Genomic DNA, 25320 nt, shown 5'->3' with positions numbered 1-25320 from the left:
TCGGCACGCAGAATCGGGTGACGGCATACGCCCGCGCGGCTCAGCGGACCGGGTGCAGCTCCGGGTCCTCGCGGAGCTTTCCGAGCGCCCGCGACACGGCGCTCTTGACCGTACCGACGGACACGCCGAGGACCTCGGCGGTCTGGGCCTCGCTCAGATCCTCGTAGTACCGCAGGACGACCATGGCCCGCTGCCGGTCGGGGAGCTTCAGCACGGCACGCCACATGGCGTCGTGCAGCGACTGCTGTTCGGCGGGGTCGGGGGCGGGTGGGGCTTCCTTCTCCGGCAGTTCCTCGCAGGCGAACTCGTCGACCTTGCGCTTGCGCCACTGTGAGGTGCGCGTGTTCACCAGGGCGCGGCGGACGTATCCGTCGAGCGCCCGGTGGTCCTCGATCCGCTCCCAGGCGACGTATGTCTTGGTGAGGGCGGTCTGCAGCAGATCCTCGGCATCGCTCGGGTTCGCGGTGAGGGAGCGCGCGGTGCGCAGCAGTACGGGGCCCCGAGCCCGTACGTACGACGAGAACGACGCGTAGCGGCGGTGTCCGGCGGTGGCAGCGACCGCCCTGGAGGCGCCGGTGCAGACTGGCGTGGTCATGACTCCACGCTAGGAGCGGGCACCGCCCGGGGGATCGGCCCCAGGTCCCGAAGCGACGTCCGCCTCAGGTTGTAGGGGTGGGGCGGGCTCCACCTCCTGAAGGTGGAGGCCCACAGGCCCGCGTCAGGGTCCCACCCCGAGAGCGGGCCCCGCCCACCACCCGCCGCCGGCGGTCCGCGCGACAGCGACCGGGCCTGCCGCCGCACGGACCCCGCACGCCGGACCGGCCGGCCCGGTGGCTCACCAGAGCGGCGAGAAGTTCACCACGACGACGTAGGTGGACTGGTCGATCATCGCGAACGGCGATTCGCTCACCTGAGCCACATTGCTCTGGTTCGACGCGCCCTCGCCGACGGCCTGCTGCTGCGACGTGGACGAATTCCCGGAGTTGTCGCCCCCGACACCACCGGACCCGATCGTCGCCACCCCCGCGTTCGATCCGTCGTTCGCGAACGAGCCGTTGTCGGCCACCGCGACACCGCCGGACAGAGCCACGGCAAGGGGTACGGCGGCGACAGCGGCGAGGACACGAGCGGTACGGGTGCTTGCCATCTCAATTTCCTCCAGGAAGCGAAAGGTACGACTTGGTGCGGCCGATCCGGAGCGACGCGGCCGACTGCCCCGGCGCCGGCCATGACGGTGCTGGTCACGGTGTCGCGAGACCAAGCTGCCCACCGAATCCGCGGAGAACCGCACGTAATCCTCGATTCCCCCGTAAGCGTGAGAAGCACTCGACAGACCTCCCGACCGTCTCCTGCCACCCAGCCCCCGCGCAGCAACGGAAGAAGCGATTCGCCACCACTGCTCCCCGTCCCGCCCCCTCCCGATCTTCGAACGCTTGTGCGAACATAGGTCCATGGCCATCATCGACCGGCAGACCGCCACCCTGGCCCTGGCCCATGCGCTCTCCGCCGCCGAGCGCGGGCTCCCCGTCTTCCCGCTGTCCGCCAACAAGCTCCCGGCGCTGCGCTCCCCGCACCACGACGAGACGCCGCCCACCCGCTGCCGGGGCGCCTGCGGGCTGCCCGGTCACGGTGTCCACGACGCCACCACCCACCCCGCCGCCGTCCGGGCCCTCTTCGCCGCCGCCCCTCGTGCCACCGGATACGGCATCGCCTGCGGACGGCCGCCCCACCGCCTCATCGGCATCGACCTGGACATCGACCCCACCCACGGCAACGACTCGGTGGCCGCCCTCCAACAGCTGGCCCTCCAGCACCTCTTCACCATCCCGGCCACCGTCACGGTGATCACCCCCAGCGGCGGTCGGCACCTCTGGCTGACAGGTCCGTCCGGCGTCGCCGTGCCCAACTCGGCAAGCCGCCTGGCCCCGGGCATCGACGTCCGCGGAGCCGGCGGCTACCTGGTCGGTCCGGGGTCGGTCACCACCCACGGCAGCTACCGGCTCGCTCCCGGCACCGCCCACCTCCCACCCGCCGCCTGCCCCCGCACCCTCCTGCGCCTGCTCACACCCCCCAAGCGCTCCCACCACGCCACGGACAGCCACTCCCGGACCGGTCAGGGCCGGGGCCTGGTCCAGTTCGTCCTCGCGGCCCACGAGGGACAGCGCAACACCCGTCTCTTCTGGGCAGCCTGCCGCGCCTACGAACACGGCTTCGGCGACGCCTTGGCGGACGCCCTCACCGACGCGGCGGTCCGCACGGGCCTCTCCGAACAGGAGGCCCGCGCCGCCATCGCCTCAGCCGCCCGGCTGACCACGGAACGCCCGTGACGCGACGCCGCGCGGGGCCCCCGCCCCGCCGGCCGCAGGACCCCGCCGGCCGTCGGGACCCTCATCGCGGACGGGCCGCCTCGCGCGCCTCGGCGACGAAGGCCTGCACGTCCAGGACCACATCACGGAGGCGGCCGGGGCGCACGCCCTCGGCGTCCAACACCTCGTCGAGGCGCAGTCGCACGTGCCGCACGTTCCACAACCCGTGGCGCCGCAGCATCGAGCGGTTGACCGAGATCTCCTCCTGGATCTCCCGCCGCAACTCGTCGGTCCAGCCCTGCTCACGGTCGATCGGCCCCAACGGGGCCTTCAGGGCGGCCACGGCCTCCCCCATGCGCTCCGTCAGATCCATGAACCCTCCCCGAGTGCGGCCCGGCCCGCACTGCCCGTGCCGGCCGGGATGACGAGCTCCCATGGTGCCCGGCAGACGATGAGGACGTCCGGGAACATGAACGAGGTCGGCTGCGGGCCGCACGTCGCCCACGGCTTCGAGAGCAGCCCACCGCTTCGCCGGATCGACACGCACATTGCCGGGCGTGGGGTCCGGTGTTGACGCTCGCGTGCGAGTGCCCGAACCGGTGCACGGCGTTCATCACGTCCCATCAGGAACGCCTCACCACCCCGCGCAGTGAGCAAAGAACCCAGCAGGACAGGGGAATTGGCCGTGCTCCGGACAATCCGCACCGCTTCCCGACCGGTGGGGACGTGTGGCTCCGACGAGACCGACGCGCGTATGTCCGAGGCGCCCAGACGTACCCCCGCGTGCCCTCCCGCGCCCGACAGGGCGGGACGGCACGGGGCCGAGCGGTGACCGGAGGGAACGGGCATGGCAGAGGCCCCCGACCATACGTACTGGTCGGGGGCCTCTCGCCTGCGGTGGGTGTGGGATTTGAACCCACGGTGACATCGCTGCCACGACGGTTTTCAAGACCTTTTGGCGGCCGGGCGGCTTCTGGGACCCCCTCGCAGGTCAAACGGGTAGAAGCCGCCCCGCTGGAACCATTGCCGTCGTCATCGTGCCCGCTGCGTGCCCCCTCAACCTGTGAGCGCGCCAAGACTGGTCAGGGCGTCAGCGCTTCGGCACCTGAGTTCCTGGCCGTGACTCGGTCTCGGGGCGCTGCCCGTTCAATCGCGGCGTGGGGTCTGTTTCCTGGACCAGGCGGTGGCGTCGACTCCGTATCGCGTCAGGAGCCGTGCGAACTGGGTTCGCTCCTCCGGTGACCAGGCGACAGTGATCTCCAGGAACGCTTCTCGCTGTTCGACGGCGAAGCGGTTGCGTTCGGCTTCGCCGTGCTCGGTGAGTTCGAGCACGGTGCGGCGCCCGTCGGACTGGGATGCCGCCCGCCGCAGCAGCCCGTCCGCTATGCAGGCGGCGACGGTCCGGCTGGCGACCGGCTGCGCGACGCCCATCTCGGCGGCAAGCCCGCCAACGGTCGTCTCGCCCGGCGCGTCGGCGATGACGTTGAGCACGAGGTTGCGGGAGAGATCCTTGCCCGTTGCCGGTGCGCGTCGCCGCAGACGGGACAGCGCCGGACCGATCTGATCCAGCGTCCGGTCGTCGGGGGGCTGCTCGGAGGAGGTGCTGCTCATGTGCCGAGTCTAGGCCCGGCCAGCACATTTGCATACCATTCAATAAGTCCATAGCATCAGGTATGTAAATCTTGAACGAGCCAGGAAAGAGGCGGACCGCCATGGCGCTCACCGCGATCACCAACGCGCAGATCTTCGACGGGGAGAAGGCGGTCGGCGTGCGGACCGTGGTCATCGACGGCGGGAGGATCGCCCGCGTCGGTGGCGACGCTCCCGAGGGCAGCGAGATCGTCGACGGCAGCGGCGCCACACTGCTGCCGGGACTCATCGACGCCCACGTCCACTCCGCCCCGGGCTCCCTGGCGCTCGCCCTGCGGTTCGGGGTGACGACCGAACTGGAGATGCAGGGGATGAACACCCGGGAGAACCGGGGGGCCATCACCGACGACGACACACAGGCTGACGTGCGCTCCTCCGGCTTCGCCGTCACACCGCCCGGCGGTCACCCGAGTGAGCTGATGCCCGAAGGGTTCCGGCCCAAGTGGGACCTTCCCCCGGTCATGCCCCTGATGCCGTTCTCCACCACACCCGAAGAGGCCGCCGCCTTCGTGCCGCAGCTCCTCGCCCGGGGGTCCGACTTCATCAAGTTCATGATCGACGACGGCAGCGTAGAGGGTCACCCCGGGCTGCCCACGCTCGACCGGGCCACCGTGCGCGCCGGTGTCGCCGAAGCCAAGAAGTACGGCGCCCTGACCGTGGCCCACGCGCTGACCGTGGAGGCCACCAGGACGGCCGCCGAATCGGGCATCGACGGCGTCACCCACGTGTTCATGGACCAGCCGCACACCGCCGAGATCATCAGCCTGATCAAGGACGCGGGCATGTTCGTCATCCCCTGCATCACTCTCAACGCCTCGATGATGGGGATCACCGGCAGCGAACTCGCCGACGACCCCCGGGTCGCCGCACGCCTCGACGCCGACTGGGACCGGACCCTGCGCTCCAGCTATGACCGCTACCCGCAGGGCAAGCTCCACGACGTTTACGACACCGTGCGCGCACTGGACACTGCCGGTGTCGACGTGCTCGCCGGAACCGACGTCTCCATGCCCGAGACGTTCTTCGGGGGCCTGGCACACGGAGCGAGCCTGCACCACGAACTGCAATACCTGGTGACAGCCGGCCTCACACCCGCACGGGCCCTGCGCGCGGCCACGGCGACCACGGCCCGCCGCTTCCGCCTGAGCGACCGGGGCCGCATCGCCGAGGGCCTCCGCGCCGACCTCCTACTGGTCGACGGCGACCCGACCAGCAACATCAGCGACACCCTCAACACTCGTGCCGTCTGGCGCCGCGGTACCCGAATGGCGGCATAACCACAGTCCCTGGGACGCGATCCTTTCGGCGACAACTCCGTCACCTCCACGGGCTCGGCCCGGTCGGGCGTCGAGTGGCACGGGCAGTCGCACGCCTCATAGATCACCGGGACGTCGACTGGTGCCAAAAACGGGGAGGACTCAACGCAGGTGGAGTGTGTGCCGATCCGGCACTCGATCGAGCGGTAGGGCCCCGTAGAGACCGCGGACATCGTGGTGCCCGCAGCACGCTGCGAGATCGTCTACGAGATCCCGATCAGTCGGTAGTTCGAGGGTGGGGGCAGAGCAGGTGGACGAGTCGGTGTCGTGCCTGGAGTGTGGTCACGTACTGGAGACCGCAGGGCTGACGCTGGTGGGCCGCGAGGGTGGCGGGCGGGCGTGCCGTTCACTCTGGAAGTGCAGCGGAGGTCACATCTGGTGGCGGTGGGCGGACCAACCGGATGCGGTGCTGGAAGTCTGCCCTCTGCCGCAGCTCTTCCGGTGAGCGCCACGGGAGCCGCCACGAACCGGCGAACATGCCGGAAGCCGTGCCCCCCGCGTGCCCCTTCCGTGCCCGACAGAGCGGGAAAACAGGGGGAACAGCGGTGCCCGGCGGGATACGGACATGGCAAAGGCCCCCGACCATACGTACTGGTCGGGGGCCTCTCGCCTGCGGTGGGTGTGGGATTTGAACCCACGGTCACATCGCTGCGACGACGGTTTTCAAGACCGTTCCCTTAGGCCGCTCGGGCAACCCACCCCGCATCGTGGCCCACCCGGCAGCCGGGTCCGCCTCGACGCGAAGGACAGCCTAGCCGGTCAGCTGTCGCCCTTGCGCTCGCCCAGGACGAGCTCGGCCGTGGCCGTCCGGCCGTCGCGCTTGTAGGTGAGCGTGACCTTGTCGCCCGGCTTGTGGGTCCAGATCTCACCGATGAGGGTCGGACCGCTCTCGACCACGGTGTCGTTGAACTTCGTGATCACGTCACCCGCCTTCAACCCCGCCTTGGCCGCGGGCCCGTCCGGCGTGACGGCCGGGGTACCCGACGCTCCCTGGTCGGAGATCGCGGCGCCGCCGGTCTTCTCCTCCATCGTCACCGTCGCGCCGATCACCGGGTAGACCGGCTCACCGGTCTTGATGAGCTGCTCGGCGACGTTCTTCGCCTGGTTGACCGGAATCGCGAAGCCGAGGCCGATGGAGCCCGCCTGGGACTGGCCGGCGCCGCCCCCGCTGGTGGACTGGATGGCCGAGTTGATGCCGATGACCGCGCCGCCCGCGTCCAGCAGCGGGCCGCCGGAGTTGCCCGGGTTGATCGAGGCGTCGGTCTGCAGGGCACTCATGTACGAGTTCTTGTTGCTGGAACCGTCACCGGAGGCGACCGGGCGGTTCTTCGCACTGATGATGCCGGTGGTCACCGTGTTGGACAGACCGAACGGCGCACCGATGGCGATGGTGGAATCGCCCACCGCGACCCTCTCCGAATCGCCGAGCGGCAGCGGTGTCAGTCCGTTCGGAGGGTTCTTGAGCTTCAGCACGGCCACGTCGTAGCCCTGGGCCCGGCCGACCACCTCGGCGTCGTACTTCTTCCCGTCGGAGAACGTCGCCGTCAGCTGGCCGCTGTCAGCCGCGGAGGCCACCACGTGGTTGTTCGTGAGGATGTGGCCCTCCTTGTCGTACACGAAGCCGGTGCCCGTACCGCCCTCACCGTCGCCGGACTGGGCATCGATGGTGACGACGCTGGGCAGTGCCTTCGCCGCGACGCCCGCGACCGTGCCCTCCGCGCGCTTGAAGTCCTTCGGGCTGTTGGAGGCCGCGACCGTGGTCGAGCCCGAGGAGGAACCGGAGTCGTTCCGGTCGGCCGCCCAGAAGCCGAGCGCTCCGCCCACCCCGCCGGCGACGAGGGCCGCCACCGCGACGGCGGCGACCAGGCCGCCCGCGCGGGGCCTGCGCGACGGCTCGGCTGCCGCGGGCGCCGGGGCGCCCCACACCGGGGTGCCGCCACCGTCCGCGCACGACGGGACGGCGGGAGGGGGCGGCGGCCAGGCCGCCGAGGCGGCCGGGGGCTGCTGCGGAGGCGACGGCGGCTGGTAGGGCTGCTGGTCGTACGAGTGGAAGGACGGGTCGGGGCCGTCCTGGTGCGTCGCGGCCGGAACCTGGGCCGTCGGCGCGTCCGCGGGGACGGACGGGCCGGCCCCGGACGCTGACGGGCCTCCCTGCGGGGCGCCCTCGGGAGCGGCAGCCGGCACGGGAGGTGCGGACGGAACGGACGGTACGGACGGACCCGCGGTGCCCTCGTTGCCCTCGTTCTCGGTGCTCACAGCTCTTTACTCCTCAGGTTCCACTCGGCAATCGGCAAGAGATCCGCTGTGCACGTGTCTGCGGTCAGCTTTTCCCACAGCACGTCAGGCCACTGTAAGCAGGACCTGTGCATCCGCACACCAATCTTTACATCAGGCAAAACGGTCTTACGCAGTAAGGGGTCGGCACTCGCCGCGTCACGGTGGCACCATGGCGCGGTGACCCACGCACGCCTACCCGCCGCACGCCCTCCCATCCAGGTCATCGCCCATCGCGGGGCCTCGGACGACGCCCCCGAGCACACCCTGGCCGCATACCGGAAGGCGATCGAGGACGGTGCCGACGCACTGGAATGCGATGTCCGCCTCACCGCCGACGGCCGGCTCGTCTGTGTGCACGACCGCAGGGTGAACCGCACGTCCAACGGCCGGGGGGCCGTCTCCGCCCTGGAACTCGCCGATCTCGCCGCACTCGACTTCGGCTCCTGGAAGGACCGCGAGGAGTCTCCCGACTGGGACCCGCTGCCGGGCGAGCTCACGTCCGTGCTCACCCTGGAACGACTCCTCGAGCTGGTCACCGAGGTGCGGGCGACCGGGCGGCCGCTCCAGCTGGCCATCGAGACCAAGCACCCCACGCGCTGGGCCGGCCAGGTCGAGGAACGGCTGCTGCATCTCCTCAAGCGGTTCGAACTGGACGCTCCCGCGCCGGCCGGCGAGGCGTCCCCGGTCCGTGTCATGAGCTTCTCCGCGCGGTCGCTCTACCGCATCCGGGCCGCCGCACCCGCTCTGCCCACGGTCTTCCTGATGCAGTTCGTCTCACCGCGGCTGCGTGACGGGCGGCTCCCCGCCGGGGCCAGGATCGCCGGCCCGGGGATGCGGATCGTACGCAATCACCCCGGACACATCGAGCGCCTGCACCGCGCGGGTCACCGGGTGCACGTCTGGACCGTGAACGAGCCGGAGGACGTCGAGCTCTGCGTGCGCCTCGGCGTGGAAGCAATCATCACGAACCGACCCAAACAGGTGCTGGCGCAACTAGGCCGCTCTTAACATCAGTTACAGGGGGTGCACCGGCGCATTCATTCCGCGTTCGAGCGTTACGAGTGCATCACTGACAAGGCAATGGCCGGTTTCCGGTGAAGCCCGGGGGGGCATCCAATTCGTGGCATGGGGCAAAGGAGGTGTCGGGGGTGGCGTTTGTGGTGGCACAGGAAGTGCCGACGTCGTCGAGCATGGCCGTACCCCATGGCCCTGCGGGCGTGGGGCAGGCACGGCATTGCATGCGTGAGGAGCTGCGCGGCAACGGGGTGTCGGACACGGTCGTCGACGACGCTGTACTGATCCTTTCCGAACTTCTCAGCAACGCCTGCCGGCACGGCAGACCCCTGGGCCGTCACGCGGAAGTCGGTGACGGCGACATCCGCGCCGCCTGGCGCATGAACAGAGCGGGTGACCTCACCGTCGAGGTCACGGACGGCGGCGGTCCGACCAGGCCGGTGCCGGCCACACCGTCGGTGACCGCCCGCGGCGGACGCGGGCTCAACATCATCAGCGCCCTCGCGGAGAAGTGGGGGGTCCGGGACGACACGTCCGGCGAGGTCACCGTCTGGGCCCTGGTCGCCTCGGATCACGGACGCAAGGCGTTCACGACACGCGCCGAGCCCCTGGGCCGTACGGCGTCCAGCCGTCGCGAGCGGGACGGGCTGCACGGGCTGCACGGACGCGGTCCACTGGACGAGTTGGACTTCGCCGACGTTCTCGACGCCTTCGACGACGCGGGCTGAGCGTCCCGGCGGACGGCACGGCGGAGCGGGACCGGCGTGGGTACACCGGCAGGTGTGCCCCGGTGGCGACGGGGACGGCTAGGCTCGCGGCCGAGACCTCACTGTCGCAAACGGGAGAACGCCCACCATGGCCAAGAAGCGCACTCAGTCCAAGGCCGGGAAGCAGCAGCTCAAGGATGGTGAGATCCCGGTCGTCGGGGCCCGCGAGCCCTGCCCGTGCGGATCGGGCCGTCGCTACAAGGCGTGTCACGGCCGCGCCGCGGCCCAGGCCGTCACCGAGCTGGTCCAGCGCCCCTTCGAGGGGCTGGCCGGCGAATGCGACTGGATCGCCCTGCGCGAGCTGGTCCCCGCCGCAACGGTCGAGCTGACCCTGAAGGACGGGCTGCCGGAGGGCGTGCCCTCCGTGAAGCTCGCGACCGTACTCCCGATGGCCTGGCCGGCGCTGCGCCGCGACGACGGTTCCGTCCTCCTCGCCCTGCAGAACGACACCTCGTCCGGTGACCTCAGCCGCGACCTGGCGGACACCCTGCTGCGCGCGCTGGAGGCGGAGCCGGGTTCGCCGGTCGCCGCCCGCCGTGTACCCGCCGACGGCCCCCGTCTGCAGGACGTCCTCGACCCCGGGGCCATGTTCGAGCCGGTCGTGCACTCCGGGTTCGAGTTCTGGGTCCCGGACGCGGAGAACGCGTCGGCCGAGGTGTCCGCCTCCCTGGAGCGCGCCAACGCGGCCGCGATCCCGACCACCCTGCTCTCCGGCGTGGACGCCGCCTACTGGTGCGAGACTCCGGAGAAGAACCACCTGCGCTGGGTCATGCCGCACCCCGAGGAGCAGCTCCTCGACGCACTCGCCCGGCTGCACGCGGCGGGCGCCTCCTCGCTCGGTGAGGACACCCGCCTGGTCGGTTCCTTCCGGGCACACGGGCTGATGGTCCCGGTCTGGGACCTGCCGAGCACGATGGGCGCCGAGGAGTGCGAGAAGCCCGCGGCGCAGTTCGCGGAGGCGCTTGCCGGGGCACTCGCCTCGGACGCCCCCCTCACCGGCGAGGAGCGCAGGGCGCGCGGCGGGCTCACCAACCGTCAGGTCACCCTCAGCTGACGGTGACGACAGTCCGGACGGATGCGGTGACTCCTGTCACAGCTCCCCGTACTCGTCGGTAAATCCCTGTCCGAATAGGCGAGATCGAATTTGCTAACGGCAGATCTCTTGTTACCGTTCTGAAAGCCCGGTCGCTGGTGCATCCCCCGTCGCCAGCGATCGGGCGTCCTCGTTTCCGGGCACGGACGGCCGGGGCGCACGCCGGAGCACACACGGACCGGCGCACCTGCGGCACCGGCCCCTTCCGCTTCTGCCCTCCGCACCCGTCGACCGGCCCTCGCGACAGGTCCGTGCTCCGGGTGGGTTCTGCACGCGGGGTGAGTCGCGGTCCACGCCGTGGCGTCCGCCGGCGGCGTGCGCCCCGGACCGCGTTCGTCCGCGAGGGACGGGCCGTTCGCTTTCGGACAGAAGTACGAGTCCTTGGCGGAACACCGGGCATGACGCGTCGGCACCACGGGATACACGCGCGGCAGCATCCACGCACCCGTGCCATCGGCCCGTGAAGCAGAACTCGGGCGGACCCACACCCCGAGGGTGAGCCGCCCGACGTTTCCGCGCCTGCCGTTTCCGCGCCCGCCGCTTCCACCCACGCCGTTGCGTCGGTGGCGGCGTCCAGGGTTCAGTAGGTGAGCCGGCTTCCGCCGTCCGGAGCGCTGTTGCTCGCCTCGACCAGTGCGTCCAGGACCGCTTCCACGTCCGGGAGCCAGGGTGCGGCCGGCCCGGCCGCCGGTGCCCGTTCCCAGCGCACCTGCCCCGTACCCACCTCGGACGGAGGCAGGACGAGATAGCCGCCCTCGCCGTGGAACCGCAGCGAGCTGGGCACCCGGTCCTTCGCGTGCAGCAGCTCTCCGAGCCGTTCCAGGGTGTACGGGGCCACCAGCAGCGACCACCGGGTAGGGGTCGCCACCACGGGACCGAGGCGCAGTCCCATACCGTCGAGCGCGGCCAGCGCCCGGGCGCCCGCCACGGCCGGCAGGCTCAGCGCGCAGGGCGCCTGATCACCCGTCGCCAGCATGACGGGGGCGGCGGGCCGGTTGGTCCACCACCAGCGCACCATGCGCGCATCGGTGGTCGCCGCCAGGAGTCCGGGATCGAAGGGATGTGCGCCGGGGACGGCGCACTCGGGATCGGGGCAGGCACAGCCGCGGCCGCGTTCGCCGCGCGCACCCGCCGCGGCCAGTCCCACTCCGGGGAGTACGGGCCACTTCCAGGCGGTGGCACAGGTCAGGGCCGCATCGAGCTGGGCGGAACCGCCCTTGCGTCGGAGCCGGTGCCTGCGTCGCCTTCCGAGGATCTCGCGCATGAGCGCTCGTTCCTTTCCGTTGAACGCCGAGGTCCACATCACAGACGTGTTCGTTACACCACGTGTGCGTCTCTTCGCCGCGCGTGCGTGCTCATCGGGTCTGCGGTACGGACGAGTAGTCGGTGCCGAGCGTGAGCCGAGCAGTGTGGGACCGAACAGAGTGGAGCTGAGCCGAATGGAGTTGAACCGAACCGAGTCCGGTCAGAACATCGCGCGGGCGGCATGCGCGGCGCGCTTGCCTTCCCTGGTGCACACCCCGTCACTCGGGGTGGAGGTGCGGCCGTCACGAGTGAGGACGCCCGGGCTCACTGTCGGGTTCCGGGGCGATCACAACCGCCCCTGGCCATCCACGATTACGTACCCAGCATGCCCGGAATGACGCTCCCTCCGGCACTTCACCCCGAGGTAGCTCCCTGTCGAGCACACCCAGTCGACCGCAAATAGCCGCACGGGGGTGCATTTTCTGGCCAAGTTAGCAGTCTCGTGGACACCATAAATACCGTCGGGACAATGCTGGACATCAGCTTACTTGTGCGTGTAGATGTGGGTGCGTGTACACGTGGATGCGCTGATAGCGACGCAGAACGAGATGGGGGTTTGCGATGCTATTCAATGAGATGCACCAGCTGGAAAGCCCGCAGCCATGAGCGCCCCACACCTGCCGAAAGTGGCTGGAATCGATCCCATGGTTCCCGTTTCAACGCACACTGCTGCGCCTCTGAGGGCTGTGCCCGCCGCGCCGGGAGCGTTCCTCCAGGACCGGCTGGCGGGCTGGGTCTCCGACCTCACCACGTTGCACGAACTCACCGAGCGACTGGCCGCGACCCGCACCCTCGACAGCGCCCTGCACGAGACCCTGGGGGCCGGGGCCGCTCTGGTCGGAGCCCGCCGCGGACTCCTCGTGCTCGACCCGGCCGACGGGGCCGGGCCCTCCCGGACCATCGGCCTCGGGCTCGCCCACGCGGAACTCGGGCACATCGAGACCGTGCCGCGCAGCGCCACTCCCCACGGCCGGTTCCTCGACGGCCTCCCGGTCACCACCGGGCCACTGGCCAGCCCCGACATCCTCGGCGACCCCGGCCTGGATCCCCGCTGCCGCGAAGTCGCCACCGGACTCGGCTACGCCGCCAGTTACGCACTTCCCCTCGCCACCGAAGCCGACGGCCGGCTGGGCGTGGCGGTCTGGCTGTACGACGAACCGGCCGAGCCACTGGAACGGCAGTGCCATCTGGCCGGCCTGTACACCCGCTACGCCACGGCGCACCTGTTCCGGCTGCTGGAACTGGAACGCACCAGGGCCGACGCCGCCGTCATCGCCGAGGAGCTCCTCCCCAGCGTGCTGCCCCGGGTGCCCGGAGTGCGGCTCGCCGCCCGCCATCGGACCACCCCCACGGGCGGCGGCGACTGGTACGACGCGCTGCCCCTCCCGGACCGTGCGCTCGGCCTGGCAGTCGGCTCGGTCGGCGGTCGCGGCCCACGCGCCCTCGCCGCCATGGGCCGGCTCCGCGCCGGACTGCGGGCCTACGCCGTCATGGAGGGCGAGGACCCCGTCGCCGTGCTCTCCGATCTCGAACTGCTGGTGACGCTGACCGAACCGGCCGGCGCGGCCACCGCGCTCTACGCCTACTGCGAACCCGACCGCCGTTCGGTCCTGTTCGCCGGGGCCGGGCACACCCCTCCGCTGGTGACCGGCGACCGGCGCACCGAGTTCGTGGAGACGACGCTCTCCGCCCCGCTGGGCATGCTCTCCTGCTGGGAGGCACCGAGCGTGGAGTTCTCCCCCGGCCCCGGCGAGACCGTGCTGTTCTACACGGACGGGCTGCTGCGTCGCACCAGCGACTCCATGGACCGGGCGTTCGCACGGCTGCACGCGGCGGCGGCGGCTGTGCCGAGAGCCCTGCGCCAGGACCCCGGAGCCGTGGCGGACCACGTCCTGCGGACGGTCCTGCCCGGCGGACCGACGAGCGACAGCACCGAGGACGTGGTGATTCTGGCCGCGCGCTTCGACTGACGGCCGCCCCGGACCTGTAAGAGGTCTTCCGACCCTGGGCCCCCTTCCGTACGCCCGTACGATGGAGGGGGTCCAGTGTCGTATAAGGAGAGACAAATCGTGTCTGAGGAGCTCACCCCGGAGACCCCGGAAGCCACCGAAGCAGAGCCGGTCAAGCAGCGGAAGAACGGCCTGTACCCGGGCATTTCCGATGAGCTCGCCGAGAGCATGAAGTCCGGCTGGGCCGACACCACGCTGCACGGTCTGGAGCCGATCGCCCAGGCCGAGCACACCGCCGCCCGCCGAGCCGCGCTCTCCGCGCGCTTCCCCGGTGAGCGGCTCGTCGTCCCGGCGGGCAACCTGAAGACCCGTTCCAACGACACCGAGTACGCCTTCCGCCCCTCCACCGAGTACGCCTACCTCACCGGCGACCGCACCCAGGACGGCGTCCTGGTACTCGAACCGACGGGCGCCGGTCACGACGCGACCGTGTACCTGCTGCCCCGTTCCGACCGCGCGAACGGCGAGTTCTGGCTCGACGGCCAGGGCGAGCTCTGGGTCGGCCGCCGCAGCTCCCTCGGCGAGGCCGAACAGCTGCTGGGCATCCCGGCGAAGGACGTCCGTGAACTCCCGGCCGCCCTCACCGAGGCCACCGGCCCGGTGCGCAACGTCCGCGGTCACGACGCGGGCATCGAAGCGGCCCTGACCGACAAGGTCACCGCGGAGCGCGACGAGGAACTGCGCGTCTTCCTCTCCGAGGCCCGTGTGGTCAAGGACGCCTTCGAGATCGCCGAGCTGAAGAAGGCCTGCGACGCCACTGCCCGCGGCTTCGAGGACGTCGTGAAGGTCCTCGACAAGGCCGAGGCCACGAGCGAGCGCTACATCGAGGGCACCTTCTTCCTGCGCGCCCGGGTCGACGGCAACGACATCGGCTACGGGTCGATCTGCGCCGCCGGCGCGCACGCCACGACACTGCACTGGGTCCGCAACGACGGTGCGGTCCGCGCGGGCGACCTCCTGCTGCTCGACGCGGGCGTGGAGACCGACGAGCTCTACACCGCCGACGTGACCCGGACGCTCCCGATCAACGGCTCGTTCACCCCGCTCCAGCGGAAGATCTACGACGCGGTGTACGAGGCCCAGGAGGCGGGCATCGCCGCCGTGAAGCCGGGCGCCGCCTTCCGCGACTTCCACGACGCGGCGCAGCGCGTGCTCGCCGAGAAGCTCGTCGAGTGGGGCCTGCTGGGCGACCTGTCCGTGGAGAAGGTCCTGGAGCTGGGTCTGCAGCGCCGCTGGACCCTGCACGGCACCGGCCACATGCTCGGCATGGACGTCCACGACTGTGCGGCGGCCCGCACCGAGTCGTACGTCGACGGCATCCTGGAGCCGGGGGTGTGCCTCACCGTCGAACCCGGGCTGTACTTCCAGGCCGACGACCTGACCGTGCCCGAGGAGTACCGGGGCATCGGCGTGCGCATCGAGGACGACATCCTGGTCACCGAGGACGGCAACCGGAACCTCTCCGACACCCTGCCGCGCCGGTCCGACGAGGTCGAGGCGTGGATGGCCCGGCTCAAGGGCTGAAGCCGCTGACGCGGCCGATGCGCACGGCCGCGCCGTGAACGCCGGAGGGCGCGCTGCTCAGGACACCATGAGCAGCGCGCCCTCCCGCCATTTCAGGACCTTGTCGAAGCTGACCACCGCGCCCCGGCCCGGGCGGTTGCCGAAGTGGACATGGTCGGCGAGCTCCTCGATCAGCCCGAGTCCCCGGCCGCTCTCCGCCATGGCGGAGAGATGTCCCGCGGCTCCGCCGCCGCCGCCGCCCGCGTGCGCGGACGGCGTACGGACCATCGGCTGCTGCGGTTCCGACGGATTCCCGTGGGATGGATGTGCTGCGGTGCGAAGCTTGCGCCGTGCGGGGAAACCGGGCCCCGAGTCGGCGACTTCGATACGGCACTTCTCGCCGTCCAGATAAGCGGTGACCCGGTACTGGCCGCAGTCACCCCCGGTCGGCGGGTACTCGGCGCGGCCGGGGCCGACGACGTCACCGGCGGCCTCCGCGTCCCCCGGCGCCCCGCCGTGTTCGACGGCGTTCGCACAGGCTTCGCTGAGGGCGACGGAGAGGTCGTAGGAGATGTCGGGATCGACCCCCGCGGTCTCCATGGTGCCGAGCAGAAAACGACGGGCGAGCGGAACGCTCGCAGCTTCGCGCCGCAAATGGAGTGACCACCACATGCTCATGCTCCAGCCTCCTGGCTGCGGCTCGACATACCGATACGTATTGCCGCGCACAGCGGTTCGTAAGCACGGATTCGCTGTGACAGCGCGCATTCGGCGGAGGCGAATGTTCCGCATACCGGTGCGTTCCCGGCCCCCGGCCGGGTCGCGGAGCACCCCCGAACAGGCGCAACACCCCCCGATGGGGACGGATGCCGACCTTCCGGACCTGCCGTACGGGAGCCGGGGTCGCAGTGCGATGATGACCCGGCCATGTCTATGCCTGTCACACGCGCCGGAGCCGGTCTGCGGCTCCTGAGGACCGCGGTGTTCGCCGCGGTCTGCGTCGTGCTGGCCGCGTCAGGACACGCGTTCGCCTCCGGTGCGGCGGTGCCCGGATGGACCGTCCTCGCCGGCTTCCTCGGGGTCTTCGGCGTCGCGGTGGCCCTCGCCGGGCGCGAACGTACGCTCCTCTCGATCACCGCCGCCCTGGCCGCCGGACAGATCGTCCTGCACGCCGTGTTCGGACTGGGGCGTCACACGGCCGGCACCGGGGCCGCTTCCGGGGACGACTCGCTGATCCGGTTCGCCGCCGGACTGGTCTGCGGTGCGGGTCCGGCACAGCTGAGCGCCGGTGAGGCCCATCGCATCGTCACCACCGCGGGCATCGATCCCACGACTGTGACGGGCGGGCACCCGCACCTCGCCGCCGGAGCGGCCGCGGGCACGGCCGACGCCTTCGCGCCGGCCGCCCTCCTGCCGAGCCTGCCCATGTTCCTCGGGCACCTCCTGGCCGCGCTCGCCACCGGCTGGCTGCTCCGCCGCGGCGAAATCGCGCTCTTCCGACTGGCCGGACTGTCCGCGTACGGCGGCCGCCAGCTCGTGGCCGGGGCCCGGCTGCGGTCCCTGCGGGCTGCCATGGCCCTCGTACGCGCACTCCGTGCGGGTCTGCCCGGGCGTCCCGCCCGGCCCCGGCCGATCCGTACCGCCGCGCACGATCCGGTGCCCACCCCCGGGATTCCTCTGCAGCACATGGTGATCAGGCGCGGGCCTCCGCCCGTATACGTACGCGCAGCCTGACGCGACCCCCTCCGCCGGAACCGGCGACCGGGGCGGTCGCGATGCCGTCGCGCACCCGCGCGCCGGACCACCGTTCCTCTCGTTCCCTGTGGAGTGATCCCTGCCATGAACGTTTCGCGTATCGCCATCGCGGGCGGCGTCGCCGCGTCCACCGTCCTGCTGCTCGCCGGTCCCGCCGCCGCCCACGTCAGCGTGCAGCCGCAGGGCGAGGCCGCCAAGGGCGGCTACGCCACCATCAACTTCAAGGTCCCCAACGAGCGCGACGACGCGTCGACCACGAAGCTCGAGGTCAACTTCCCGACCGATCACCCGCTGGCCTCCGTCAGCCCGCAGGCGATCCCCGGCTGGAAGATCGAGGTCACCCGGAGCAAGCTGGCCAAGCCGCTCGAGGTGCACGGGAAGAAGATCAACGAGGCCGTCTCCAAGGTCACCTGGACCACCGACGGCAGCGGCATCGAGCCCGGCTACTTCCAGCAGTTCCCGCTCTCGGTCGGACAGCTTCCCGAGGACGCCGACCAGCTGGTCTTCAAGGCCCTGCAGACGTACAGCAACAAGGAAGTCGTCCGCTGGATCGAGGAGCCCGTCGAGGGCGGCGAAGAGCCCGCGAGCCCGGCTCCCGTCCTCAAGCTGACCGCGGCGACGGCCGACGCCCACGGCGCTGCCGCGGACGACAAGGGCAGCGGGACGGACCACGCCGAGAAGACCGAGGCGTCCTCGGAGACCGTGGCCTCGTCGAGCAGCAGCGACAGCACCGCACGCGTCCTGGGCATCGTCGGCATCGTGATCGGCGTCGCGGGCGTCGCGTTCGGCGTCCTCGCCGGACGTCGCCGCAGCGCCTGACCCCACGGCTCCACCACCCGCACCACAGACCAGGAATCAGCTCTCCATGCGCAACAAGAAGAGGGTGCTGGCCGTGGCGTTCGCCGCCGCGGCAGCACTGACCCTGTCGGCATGCGGCAGCGACACCTCCACGGACACGTCGGTCGCCGACGTGTCCGTGGAGACCGAGTCCAAGCCCGCGACCGTGCTCGACCAGCCGTTCACGAAGCCCGACCTCGTACTCACCGACACGAACGGCAAGCCCTACGACTTCCGCGAGAGGACCAAGGGCAAGCCGACACTCATCTACTTCGGCTACACCAACTGTCCGGACGTGTGCCCGCTGACCATGAGCAACATCGCGCTCGCCAAGAGGGCCCTGCCGAAGGCCGACCAGGACAAGCTCCAGGTCGTCTTCGTCACGACCGACCCCGAGCGGGACACCCCGGCGTCCCTGGGCAGCTGGCTCAAGGCCCAGGACCCCGAATTCACCGGCCTCACCGGCGACTTCCCGACCATCCAGGCGGGTGCGCGGCAGATCGGCATCGGCATCGACGCGCCGAAGAAGGAGAAGGACGGCACGGTCGTCTCGATGCACGGCGCGCAGGTCATCGCGTTCTCCCCGAAGACCGACAAGGGGTACGTGCTGTACAGCGAGGACACGACGGCCGAGGACTACACCAAGGACCTCCCCAAGATCCTCGAGGGGAAGAACCCGTGAACCGCCACATCGTCCTCGCCGGCGCACTGGCCGTCACCGCCGGGCTGGCGCTGACGGGGTGCTCCTCCGACAGCGGCCCGGAGCTGACGGTGACCGGCGCCTACATGCCGCAGCCCGTCGGCGACATGGCAGCCGGCTTCCTCGTCGTGAAGAACAGCGGCGGCACCGACCGGCTCACCTCGGTGAGCAGCAGCCTCTCGGACCACGTCACCATCCACGAGACGAAGAACCAGGCCATGCGGATGGTCTCGTCGTTCGAGGTGCCCGCCGGTGGCGCGCTCGATCTCGAACGCGGTGGCAACCACATCATGTTCATGGACCTCAAGCAGCGGCCCGAGCAGGGCGAGACGGTCTCCGTGGAACTGCACTTCGAGAAGGCGGACCCCATCACGGTCGAACTCCCCGTCAAGGAGACCACCTACAACCCGAAGAAGCAGTGAGGTACTGACTCCATGACAGCCGCCGCCCCGCACTCCGGGCCCTCCCTCATACGTCGGCCGCTCGCCGCGGTCGCGCTCCTCGCCACGCTGATCAGCCTGCTGTTCGGTCTGGTGCTGGCAGGCGCGAGCCCCGCGTCCGCGCACGCCGCCCTCACCGGGAGCGACCCGCAGGACGGGGCGGTGGTCGCCACCGCGCCCAAGGAGGTCACGCTCACCTTCTCCGAACAGATCGCCATGGGCGACGACTCGATCCGGGTACTCGACCCGAGCGGAAAGCGGGCCGACACGGGAGCGCCCCGTGACCTGACGAGCGGGGGCGCCGTGCGCTACGGCATCACGCTCCACGGCGGTCTGCCCGACGGCACGTACACCGTGGCCTGGCAGGCCGTCTCCGTGGACAGCCACCCGGTCGCCGGGGCCTTCACCTTCTCCGTCGGCGCCCCCTCGGAGACCACGGTCTCGCTCCCCTCCACCGAGGTGGGCGGAGGCCTCGTCGGAACGCTCTACGGCATCGCGCGCTACGCCGCGTACACCGGATTCATCCTGCTCGCGGGCGGATCGGCCTTCGTGCTCGCGTGCTGGCGGGAAGGGGCCGGCGCACGACCGCTGCAGCGTCTCGTCGTACGCGGCTGGGTCACGCTCACCGTGGCCACCCTGGCGATGCTGCTCCTGCGGAACCCGTACACCGGCTCCGGGAAGATCGCCGACGCCTTCGACCTCAACGGCCTGCAAGCCGCCCTCGACACCAAGCCCGGGGCGGCGCTGGTCTCCCGGCTCCTCCTCCTCGGCGCCTCCGCCCTCTTCATCGCCGTCCTCTTCGGGGCGTACGCCAAGCGCGAGGACGAGAAGGAGAAGCAGGACCTCACCTTCGGGCTCGCCACCGGCGGCGCGGTCATCGCCGCGGGCATCGCCGGCACCTGGGCCCTGGCCGAGCACGCCTCCACGGGCATCCAGCCGGGTATCGCCATGCCGGTCGACGTCCTGCACCTGCTCGGCGTCGCCGCCTGGCTGGGAGGGCTCGCCGCGCTGCTGGTCGCCCTCTACCGGACACCGGACGTCACCGCCGGGGCGGTCCGGCGGTTCTCACGCCTGGCGTTCGGCAGCGTGCTCGTACTCGCGGCGACCGGGCTCTACCAGTCGTGGCGCCAGGTCGGCTCGTGGTCCGCGCTGACCGGCACCCGGTACGGGGTACTGCTGATCATCAAGGTGGCCCTGGTCGTGGTGCTGATCGGCGTCGCCTGGTTCTCGCGACGGTGGACGGGCCGGCTGGCCGACGGCGGGCCCGGTACCGAGGGCGAACCCGGTGGGGAAGCACGTGCCGCCGAGGGCGCGCCCGGCGAGGAGTCGCTCACGGCCGACGCCGCCCTGTCCGAGGTGCACTCCGCGAAGCCGGCCGGGTCCGAGGCCGACGCCGGGCAGGAATCCGAGGCCGGTGCGGGGCAGGCGGCCGGGGACGGTACGGGGAAGCCCTTGGCCACCGAAGCCGGGGAGATCGCGCCGGAGCGTGCCGCCCAGCTCGCCCGGCAGCACGCCGCTCTGACGGCGACGAAGCAGAAGCGCGCCCGTGACGCCGACCCCACCCGCGCCGGGCTGCGCCGCTCCGTGCTGGTGGAAACGGCCGTCGCCGTGGTGCTGCTCGCGGTCACGACGATTCTGACGTCCACCGAGCCCGGGCGTACCGAGGAGGAGGCCGCCCGCAGCACCACCGCGACGGCCGTACAGGACACGGCCGGGCCGGTGAACGTGAGCGTGCCCTTCGACACGGGCGGCCGGAACGGCAAGGGGACGGTGCGGCTGGACATGGCTCCCGGCGGCACCGGCTCCAACGACCTGCACGTCTGGATCGACGGCCCGGGCGGCGACGCCATGGACGTCGCCGAGGTGAAGGTGGCCTTCACCCTGAAGTCCAAGGACATCGGCCCGCTGCCGGTCGTCCCCGACCGCCTCGCGGCGGGGCACTGGACCTCGAGCGGCGTACAGATCCCGATGGCGGGCGACTGGACGGTCGAGGTGACCGTGCGTACGTCGGACATCGACCAGACGACCATCGACAAGAACGTGAAGATCGGCTGAGCACGATGAGCAAGAAGACAGGCGGCTCCGGAGCCGTGGGCACCACGGAAGCCGGCAGCACCGTTCCGGGCGCCGGCTCCGGCGTCTCCCGACGGCGGCTGATCGGTGGTGCGGGAGCGGCCGGGGCGGCCGGCCTGGTGCTCGGCGCGGCAGGCGGCGCGGGCGGCTATGCCGCGACCCGCGGTGACGAACCGGCCGCGCTGACCACGATCGGCACGACCGGGGCGATGTTTCACGGGAAACATCAGGCAGGGATCACCACTCCGCTCCAGGCCCGCGGGCACCTGGTCGCCTTCGACCTGGCAGCCGGCGCCGGGCGCAGGGAAGCCGCCGCGCTGATGCGTCGCTGGTCGGCCGTGGCGGAGCGGCTGATGGCCGGCGAACCCACCGGGGACGACACGGGGGTGGCGCGGGACGCCGGCCCGTCCTCCCTGACGGTCACCTTCGGATTCGGACGCGCCTTCTTCACCCGCACGGGCCTGGAAGCCCGTCGGCCCGCCGGACTGGATCCGCTGCCCGCGTTCTCCTCGGACCACCTCGACGCCCAGCGGTCCGACGGCGACATCTGGGTGCAGATCGGGGCCGACGACGCGTTGGTCGCCTTTCACGCGCTGCGCGCCGTCCAGAGGGAAGCCGGTGCCACGGCCCGGGTCCGCTGGCAGATGAACGGCTTCAACCGCACCCCGGGCGCCACGGCACGGCCCATGACCGCACGCAATCTGATGGGCCAGATCGACGGCACCGGCAACCCGAAGCCGGGCGGGAGTGACTTCGACCAGCGGATCTTCGTCCCGGCCGGAGGTCCGGCGGCGCACGAGTGGCTGGCCGGGGGGTCGTACGCCGTCGTACGCCGGATCAGGATGCTCCTCGACGACTGGGAACAGCTCCCCGTGGACCGGCAGGAACGGGTCATCGGGCGGCGCAAGGCGGACGGGGCGCCACTGAGCGGGGGCTCCGAGACCACCGAGATGGATCTGGACAAGGCGGATGCGGACGGCAGGCTGCTGATCCCCGACAACGCCCATGCCCGGATCTCCTCCCCGGAGAAGAACGGGGGTGCCGCGATGCTGCGGCGGCCGTTCTCCTACCACGACGGCATCTCCGACGACGGCACCCCGGACGCGGGGCTGCTCTTCGTCTGCTGGCAGGCCGATCCGTTCAAGGGCTTCGTTCCGGTTCAGCGCAAGCTCGACCGGGGGGACGCTCTCTCACCGTTCATCCGGCACGAGTCGAGCGGCCTGTTCGCCGTTCCTGGTGGCGTCGCAGCCGGGGAGTACGTGGGGCAGCGGCTGCTGGAGGCGTGAGTCCGCACGCTCCCCTCCGCGGGCCTATTAGGGTGACCGTATGTCAGCCACGCGCTACGCCTATCTCGGTCCCGAAGGCACCTTCACCGAGGTGGCCCTCCGCACTCTCCCCGAAGCCGCCACCCGCGAACTCGTACCGATGCTCTCGGTACCGGCCGCACTGGACGCGGTGCGCAACGGGGAGGCCGCGGCCGCGCTCGTCCCCATCGAGAACTCCGTCGAGGGCGGAATCACCGCGACCCTCGACGAGCTGACCACCGGCGCACCGCTGATGATCTACCGCGAGGTGCTGCTCTCGATCACGTTCGCGCTGCTGGTGCGCCCCGGGACGAAGCTGACGGACATCAAGACCGTCACGGCGCACCCGGCCGCCCAGCCGCAGGTGCGCAACTGGATGGCGGCCCATCTGCCGAACGCGGTGTGGGAGTCGGCCGCGTCCAACGCGGACGGTGCCCGTCTGGTCCAGGAGGGGCGCTACGACGCGGCCTTCGCCGGTGAGTTCGCGGCGGCGACCTACGGGCTGGAACCGCTGGTGACGGAGATCCACGACGCGGAGAACGCACAGACCCGCTTCGTGCTGGTGGGCCGGCCGGCCAGGCCGTCGGCGCCGACCGGTGCGGACAAGACGTCCGTCGTCATCTGGCTCGGCGACGACCACCCGGGGGCACTGCTCGAACTGCTCCAGGAGTTCGCGGTGCGCGGGGTCAACCTGATGCTGATCCAGTCGCGGCCCACCGGGGAGGGCATCGGCAACTACTGCTTCGCCGTGGACGCGGAGGGCCACATCGCGGACCGCCGGGTCGGGGAGGCGCTGATGGGGTTGAAGCGGATCTGCCCGAACGTGCGGTTCCTGGGTTCGTACCCGCGGGCCGGGGTGACCCCGGAAGAGGTGAGCGCCCTGCGGGCCGGCACCTCGGACAGGGACTTCACGGAAGCATCGGACTGGCTGGCCCGCAGCCAGGACGGCCGGGTCTGACCCCCTGGGGAACGGCTCCGGCTGGGCCCGACCGGCGGGAACGGTCCAGGCAGGGTCTGGCCGCCCCGGGCCCGGCAGGACCTCGGCTGCACGCTGCCCGCCGGTCGGAGCTCGGTGTGCGGTGCTCGACGCGATGTGCGGGGCCCGGTTCACCCCGCCCGAGGCGGCCCGCGGCCGGTGACTCCTGCCGCTCCACCTGCTGAGCCCTGTTACCCACAGCGTTATCCACAGGCCATCCCTCACCCTGGGGACAAGTCGACACCACAATGCCGCATGGTCGACAAATCACCCCAGGACTCCTGGACCCTCTGAAAGCCCACAGTCACACCTTCGCCCCCTCAATTCCATTGATCCACGCACCAATGAGGGAAATTCCCACCCGAATGAGTGCACGAATCGGGTTTGAGTGATGAATCCATGACCCGTCATGCGGCTTTCGGAACGATCGCTTCCGGCATCCACAGAACTTCTTCACAGCCTGTGGATAACTTATTGCGCGACGACAACCTGTGGACAAGATCCCCGCCCGCGCCCCCAACTACCGCACCGGGCACCGACGATGCGTCGCACACGCAGGGGTGACCCACCTCCGCTTTCGGGGCGACGGGACCCCCTCGCCCTTCGAGCGCCCCTGATTCCCCACCCGAATTAGCGATTCCGGCAATTCGGGCAAAATGCTGCGCTCGCCGATATCGGTTCGAGCGGTGGATCCCCGCACCGGTAGCCTTGAGGGGTGATTGACCTTCGCCTGCTCCGTGAGGACCCCGACCGTGTTCGCGCCTCCCAGCGCGCCCGTGGAGAGGACGTCGCGCTCGTCGACGCCCTGCTCTCCGCCGACGAGCTGCGCAGGTCGTCCGGCGTCCGCTTCGACGAACTCCGCTCCGAGCAGAAGTCGCTCGGGAAGCTGATCCCCAAGGCCACCCCCGAGGAGCGCGCCGAGCTCCTCAAGAAGGCCGACCGGCTGAAGGCCGACGTCAAGGCGGCCGACGCCGCACAGGACGAGGCCGACGCCGAGGCCAAGCGGCTGCTGCTCCAGCTCGGCAACATCGTCCATGAGGACGTTCCGGTCGGCGGCGAGGAGGACTTCGTCGTCCTCGAGACGCACGGCACGATCCGTGACTTCGCTGCGGAGGGCTTCGAGCCCAAGGACCACCTGGAGCTCGGCGAGGCGCTCGGCGCCATCGACATGGAACGCGGGGCGAAGGTCTCCGGATCGCGCTTCTACTACCTGACGGGCGTCGGCGCGCTGCTGGAGCTCGCCCTCGTCAACGCGGCGATCGCACAGGCCACCGAGGCCGGTTTCGTCCCGATGCTGACCCCCGCGCTGGTCCGCCCGCGCGCCATGGAGGGTACGGGCTTCCTCGGCCAGGCCGCGGAGAACGTCTACCACCTGGAGAAGGACGACTACTACCTGGTCGGCACCTCCGAGGTCCCGCTCGCCGCGTACCACATGGACGAGATCCTCGACGCCGACAAGCTGCCGCTGCGGTACGCGGGCTTCTCCCCGTGCTTCCGCCGCGAAGCCGGCACGTACGGCAAGGACACCCGGGGCATCTTCCGCGTCCACCAGTTCGACAAGGTCGAGATGTTCTCGTACGTCGACCCGGCCGACGCCGAGGCAGAGCACCGCCGGCTCCTGGACTGGGAGAAGCAGTGGCTCACCGCCCTCGACCTGCCGTTCCAGGTGATCGACGTCGCCACCGGTGACCTGGGTTCCTCGGCCTCCCGGAAGTTCGACTGCGAGGCGTGGATCCCCACCCAGGGGAAGTACCGCGAGCTGACGTCCGCGTCCAACTGCGACGGCTTCCAGGCGCGGCGGCTCTCCGTGCGTATGCGCGACGGGAAGAAGGTCCAGCCGCTCTCCACGCTCAACGGCACGCTCTGCGCCGTCCCGCGCACGATCGTGGCCATCCTGGAGAACCACCAGCTGGCCGACGGTTCCGTGCGGGTCCCCGAGGTGCTGCGCCCGTACCTGGGCGGGCGCGAGGTTCTGGAGCCGGTCTCCAAGTGAGC

22 protein-coding genes, 1 tRNA gene and 1 pseudogene are annotated in these 25320 nt (G+C 70.9%); 16 read left to right on the top strand and 8 right to left on the bottom strand.

Going from position 1 to position 25320, the window contains the following annotated elements; translation table 11 throughout:
- Positions 1 to 40: 40 nt before the first annotated feature.
- The gene (locus tag OG927_RS16740) at positions 41 to 595 is read right to left on the bottom strand and encodes a SigE family RNA polymerase sigma factor (protein WP_056793091.1); all 555 of its coding nucleotides are present in this window, start codon (positions 593 to 595) and stop codon (positions 41 to 43) included.
- 240 nt (positions 596 to 835) lie between these two features.
- Positions 836 to 1147 carry a hypothetical protein gene (locus OG927_RS16735; protein WP_056793092.1) on the bottom strand — a complete coding sequence of 104 codons (312 nt, stop codon included), beginning with the start codon at positions 1145 to 1147 and terminating at the stop codon, positions 836 to 838.
- Between the two features lie 304 nt (positions 1148 to 1451).
- Here OG927_RS16735 and OG927_RS16730 point away from each other — a divergent pair, with 304 nt between their 5' ends.
- Positions 1452 to 2327, top strand: a complete 876-nt coding sequence (locus OG927_RS16730) for a bifunctional DNA primase/polymerase (RefSeq protein WP_056793093.1) — start codon at positions 1452 to 1454, stop codon at positions 2325 to 2327.
- A 61-nt stretch (positions 2328 to 2388) separates the two neighbouring features.
- Here the strand turns inward: OG927_RS16730 and OG927_RS16725 are convergent, their stop codons facing one another.
- Positions 2389 to 2679: a hypothetical protein gene (locus OG927_RS16725; protein WP_330320381.1), complete on the bottom strand. Its 291-nt coding sequence runs from the start codon at positions 2677 to 2679 to the stop codon at positions 2389 to 2391.
- Between the two features lie 773 nt (positions 2680 to 3452).
- A complete protein-coding gene (locus OG927_RS16720) occupies positions 3453 to 3917 on the bottom strand; it encodes a MarR family winged helix-turn-helix transcriptional regulator (protein WP_031090228.1) in 465 nt (154 codons plus the stop codon).
- Positions 3918 to 4018: 101 nt separating this feature from the next.
- On the opposite strand from OG927_RS16720, the gene OG927_RS16715 reads away from it, so the two are divergent.
- On the top strand, positions 4019 to 5233 hold the full coding sequence (locus OG927_RS16715; RefSeq protein WP_330321324.1) for an amidohydrolase family protein: 1215 nt from the start codon (positions 4019 to 4021) through the stop codon (positions 5231 to 5233).
- 192 nt (positions 5234 to 5425) lie between these two features.
- Positions 5426 to 5500: pseudogene (locus OG927_RS16710) on the top strand (UTRA domain-containing protein); the annotation flags it as partial.
- Between the two features lie 385 nt (positions 5501 to 5885).
- Here OG927_RS16710 and OG927_RS16705 read toward each other — a convergent pair.
- Both OG927_RS16705 and OG927_RS16700 read right to left on the bottom strand, forming a co-directional pair.
- Positions 5886 to 5972 (bottom strand) — tRNA-Ser (locus tag OG927_RS16705).
- A 59-nt stretch (positions 5973 to 6031) separates the two neighbouring features.
- The gene (locus OG927_RS16700) at positions 6032 to 7528 is read right to left on the bottom strand and encodes a S1C family serine protease (RefSeq protein ID WP_330320380.1); all 1497 of its coding nucleotides are present in this window, start codon (positions 7526 to 7528) and stop codon (positions 6032 to 6034) included.
- Positions 7529 to 7726: 198 nt separating this feature from the next.
- On the opposite strand from OG927_RS16700, the gene OG927_RS16695 reads away from it, so the two are divergent.
- The 3 genes from OG927_RS16695 (at position 7727) to OG927_RS16685 (ending at position 10384) form a co-directional block, all read left to right on the top strand.
- Positions 7727 to 8557, top strand: coding sequence for a glycerophosphodiester phosphodiesterase (locus tag OG927_RS16695; RefSeq protein ID WP_056793098.1), 831 nt, complete (start codon positions 7727 to 7729; stop codon positions 8555 to 8557).
- Positions 8558 to 8697: 140 nt separating this feature from the next.
- On the top strand, positions 8698 to 9291 hold the full coding sequence (locus tag OG927_RS16690; protein WP_241191833.1) for an ATP-binding protein: 594 nt from the start codon (positions 8698 to 8700) through the stop codon (positions 9289 to 9291).
- Between the two features lie 127 nt (positions 9292 to 9418).
- On the top strand, positions 9419 to 10384 hold the full coding sequence (locus OG927_RS16685; protein ID WP_330320379.1) for a DUF5926 family protein: 966 nt from the start codon (positions 9419 to 9421) through the stop codon (positions 10382 to 10384).
- 619 nt (positions 10385 to 11003) lie between these two features.
- Here the strand turns inward: OG927_RS16685 and OG927_RS16680 are convergent.
- Positions 11004 to 11687: a bifunctional DNA primase/polymerase gene (locus OG927_RS16680; RefSeq protein WP_056793567.1), complete on the bottom strand. Its 684-nt coding sequence runs from the start codon at positions 11685 to 11687 to the stop codon at positions 11004 to 11006.
- Positions 11688 to 12330: 643 nt separating this feature from the next.
- Here OG927_RS16680 and OG927_RS16675 point away from each other — a divergent pair.
- Both OG927_RS16675 and OG927_RS16670 read left to right on the top strand, forming a co-directional pair.
- Positions 12331 to 13698 (top strand): PP2C family protein-serine/threonine phosphatase, encoded by a 1368-nt coding sequence (locus OG927_RS16675; RefSeq protein ID WP_330320378.1) that lies wholly within the window; start codon positions 12331 to 12333, stop codon positions 13696 to 13698.
- A gap of 99 nt (positions 13699 to 13797) precedes the next feature.
- Positions 13798 to 15261: an aminopeptidase P family protein gene (locus tag OG927_RS16670; RefSeq protein WP_056793101.1), complete on the top strand. Its 1464-nt coding sequence runs from the start codon at positions 13798 to 13800 to the stop codon at positions 15259 to 15261.
- 57 nt (positions 15262 to 15318) lie between these two features.
- Here OG927_RS16670 and OG927_RS16665 read toward each other — a convergent pair whose 3' ends face one another.
- A complete protein-coding gene (locus tag OG927_RS16665; protein ID WP_124281834.1) occupies positions 15319 to 15918 on the bottom strand; it encodes an ATP-binding protein in 600 nt (199 codons plus the stop codon).
- 249 nt (positions 15919 to 16167) lie between these two features.
- On the opposite strand from OG927_RS16665, the gene OG927_RS16660 reads away from it, so the two are divergent.
- The 8 genes from OG927_RS16660 (at position 16168) to serS (ending at position 25318) form a co-directional block, all read left to right on the top strand.
- Positions 16168 to 16974 carry a hypothetical protein gene (locus tag OG927_RS16660; protein ID WP_124281835.1) on the top strand — a complete coding sequence of 269 codons (807 nt, stop codon included), beginning with the start codon at positions 16168 to 16170 and terminating at the stop codon, positions 16972 to 16974.
- Between the two features lie 105 nt (positions 16975 to 17079).
- Positions 17080 to 17814 (top strand): YcnI family copper-binding membrane protein, encoded by a 735-nt coding sequence (locus tag OG927_RS16655; protein ID WP_124281836.1) that lies wholly within the window; start codon positions 17080 to 17082, stop codon positions 17812 to 17814.
- 46 nt (positions 17815 to 17860) lie between these two features.
- Positions 17861 to 18514, top strand: coding sequence for an SCO family protein (locus OG927_RS16650; RefSeq protein ID WP_056793105.1), 654 nt, complete (start codon positions 17861 to 17863; stop codon positions 18512 to 18514).
- Positions 18511 to 18954 (top strand): copper chaperone PCu(A)C, encoded by a 444-nt coding sequence (locus OG927_RS16645; RefSeq protein WP_056793106.1) that lies wholly within the window; start codon positions 18511 to 18513, stop codon positions 18952 to 18954. Before OG927_RS16650 ends, OG927_RS16645 begins: the two co-directional genes overlap by 4 nt.
- Before the next feature lie 12 nt (positions 18955 to 18966).
- On the top strand, positions 18967 to 21027 hold the full coding sequence (locus OG927_RS16640) for a copper resistance CopC/CopD family protein (protein ID WP_330320377.1): 2061 nt from the start codon (positions 18967 to 18969) through the stop codon (positions 21025 to 21027).
- A gap of 5 nt (positions 21028 to 21032) precedes the next feature.
- Positions 21033 to 22331, top strand: coding sequence for an iron uptake transporter deferrochelatase/peroxidase subunit (efeB, locus tag OG927_RS16635; protein ID WP_330320376.1), 1299 nt, complete (start codon positions 21033 to 21035; stop codon positions 22329 to 22331).
- A gap of 40 nt (positions 22332 to 22371) precedes the next feature.
- Positions 22372 to 23307 (top strand): prephenate dehydratase, encoded by a 936-nt coding sequence (pheA, locus tag OG927_RS16630; protein WP_319100485.1) that lies wholly within the window; start codon positions 22372 to 22374, stop codon positions 23305 to 23307.
- Positions 23308 to 24040: 733 nt separating this feature from the next.
- Entirely contained in the window at positions 24041 to 25318 is a 1278-nt protein-coding gene (gene serS, locus OG927_RS16625) for a serine--tRNA ligase (protein WP_330320375.1), read from the top strand.
- Positions 25319 to 25320: the final 2 nt, after the last annotated feature.

The sequence above is a fragment of the Streptomyces clavifer genome, from assembly GCF_036345975.1.
Taxonomy (GTDB): domain Bacteria; phylum Actinomycetota; class Actinomycetes; order Streptomycetales; family Streptomycetaceae; genus Streptomyces; species Streptomyces clavifer.
This window is presented reverse-complemented; position numbering and strand designations above follow the sequence as displayed.

Coding starts and splice junctions, on each gene's coding strand:
- OG927_RS16720 (WP_031090228.1), bottom strand. CDS start 3,917: ATGAGCAGCACCTCCTCCGAGCAGCCCCCCGACGACCGGACGCTGGAT.
- OG927_RS16650 (WP_056793105.1), top strand. CDS start 17,861: ATGCGCAACAAGAAGAGGGTGCTGGCCGTGGCGTTCGCCGCCGCGGCA.
- pheA (WP_319100485.1), top strand. CDS start 22,372: ATGTCAGCCACGCGCTACGCCTATCTCGGTCCCGAAGGCACCTTCACC.
- OG927_RS16660 (WP_124281835.1), top strand. CDS start 16,168: ATGTCTATGCCTGTCACACGCGCCGGAGCCGGTCTGCGGCTCCTGAGG.
- efeB (WP_330320376.1), top strand. CDS start 21,033: ATGAGCAAGAAGACAGGCGGCTCCGGAGCCGTGGGCACCACGGAAGCC.
- OG927_RS16685 (WP_330320379.1), top strand. CDS start 9,419: ATGGCCAAGAAGCGCACTCAGTCCAAGGCCGGGAAGCAGCAGCTCAAG.
- OG927_RS16740 (WP_056793091.1), bottom strand. CDS start 595: ATGACCACGCCAGTCTGCACCGGCGCCTCCAGGGCGGTCGCTGCCACC.
- OG927_RS16680 (WP_056793567.1), bottom strand. CDS start 11,687: ATGCGCGAGATCCTCGGAAGGCGACGCAGGCACCGGCTCCGACGCAAG.
- OG927_RS16725 (WP_330320381.1), bottom strand. CDS start 2,679: ATGGATCTGACGGAGCGCATGGGGGAGGCCGTGGCCGCCCTGAAGGCC.
- OG927_RS16675 (WP_330320378.1), top strand. CDS start 12,331: ATGAGCGCCCCACACCTGCCGAAAGTGGCTGGAATCGATCCCATGGTT.
- OG927_RS16655 (WP_124281836.1), top strand. CDS start 17,080: ATGAACGTTTCGCGTATCGCCATCGCGGGCGGCGTCGCCGCGTCCACC.
- OG927_RS16715 (WP_330321324.1), top strand. CDS start 4,019: ATGGCGCTCACCGCGATCACCAACGCGCAGATCTTCGACGGGGAGAAG.
- OG927_RS16735 (WP_056793092.1), bottom strand. CDS start 1,147: ATGGCAAGCACCCGTACCGCTCGTGTCCTCGCCGCTGTCGCCGCCGTA.
- OG927_RS16730 (WP_056793093.1), top strand. CDS start 1,452: ATGGCCATCATCGACCGGCAGACCGCCACCCTGGCCCTGGCCCATGCG.
- OG927_RS16640 (WP_330320377.1), top strand. CDS start 18,967: ATGACAGCCGCCGCCCCGCACTCCGGGCCCTCCCTCATACGTCGGCCG.
- OG927_RS16665 (WP_124281834.1), bottom strand. CDS start 15,918: ATGAGCATGTGGTGGTCACTCCATTTGCGGCGCGAAGCTGCGAGCGTT.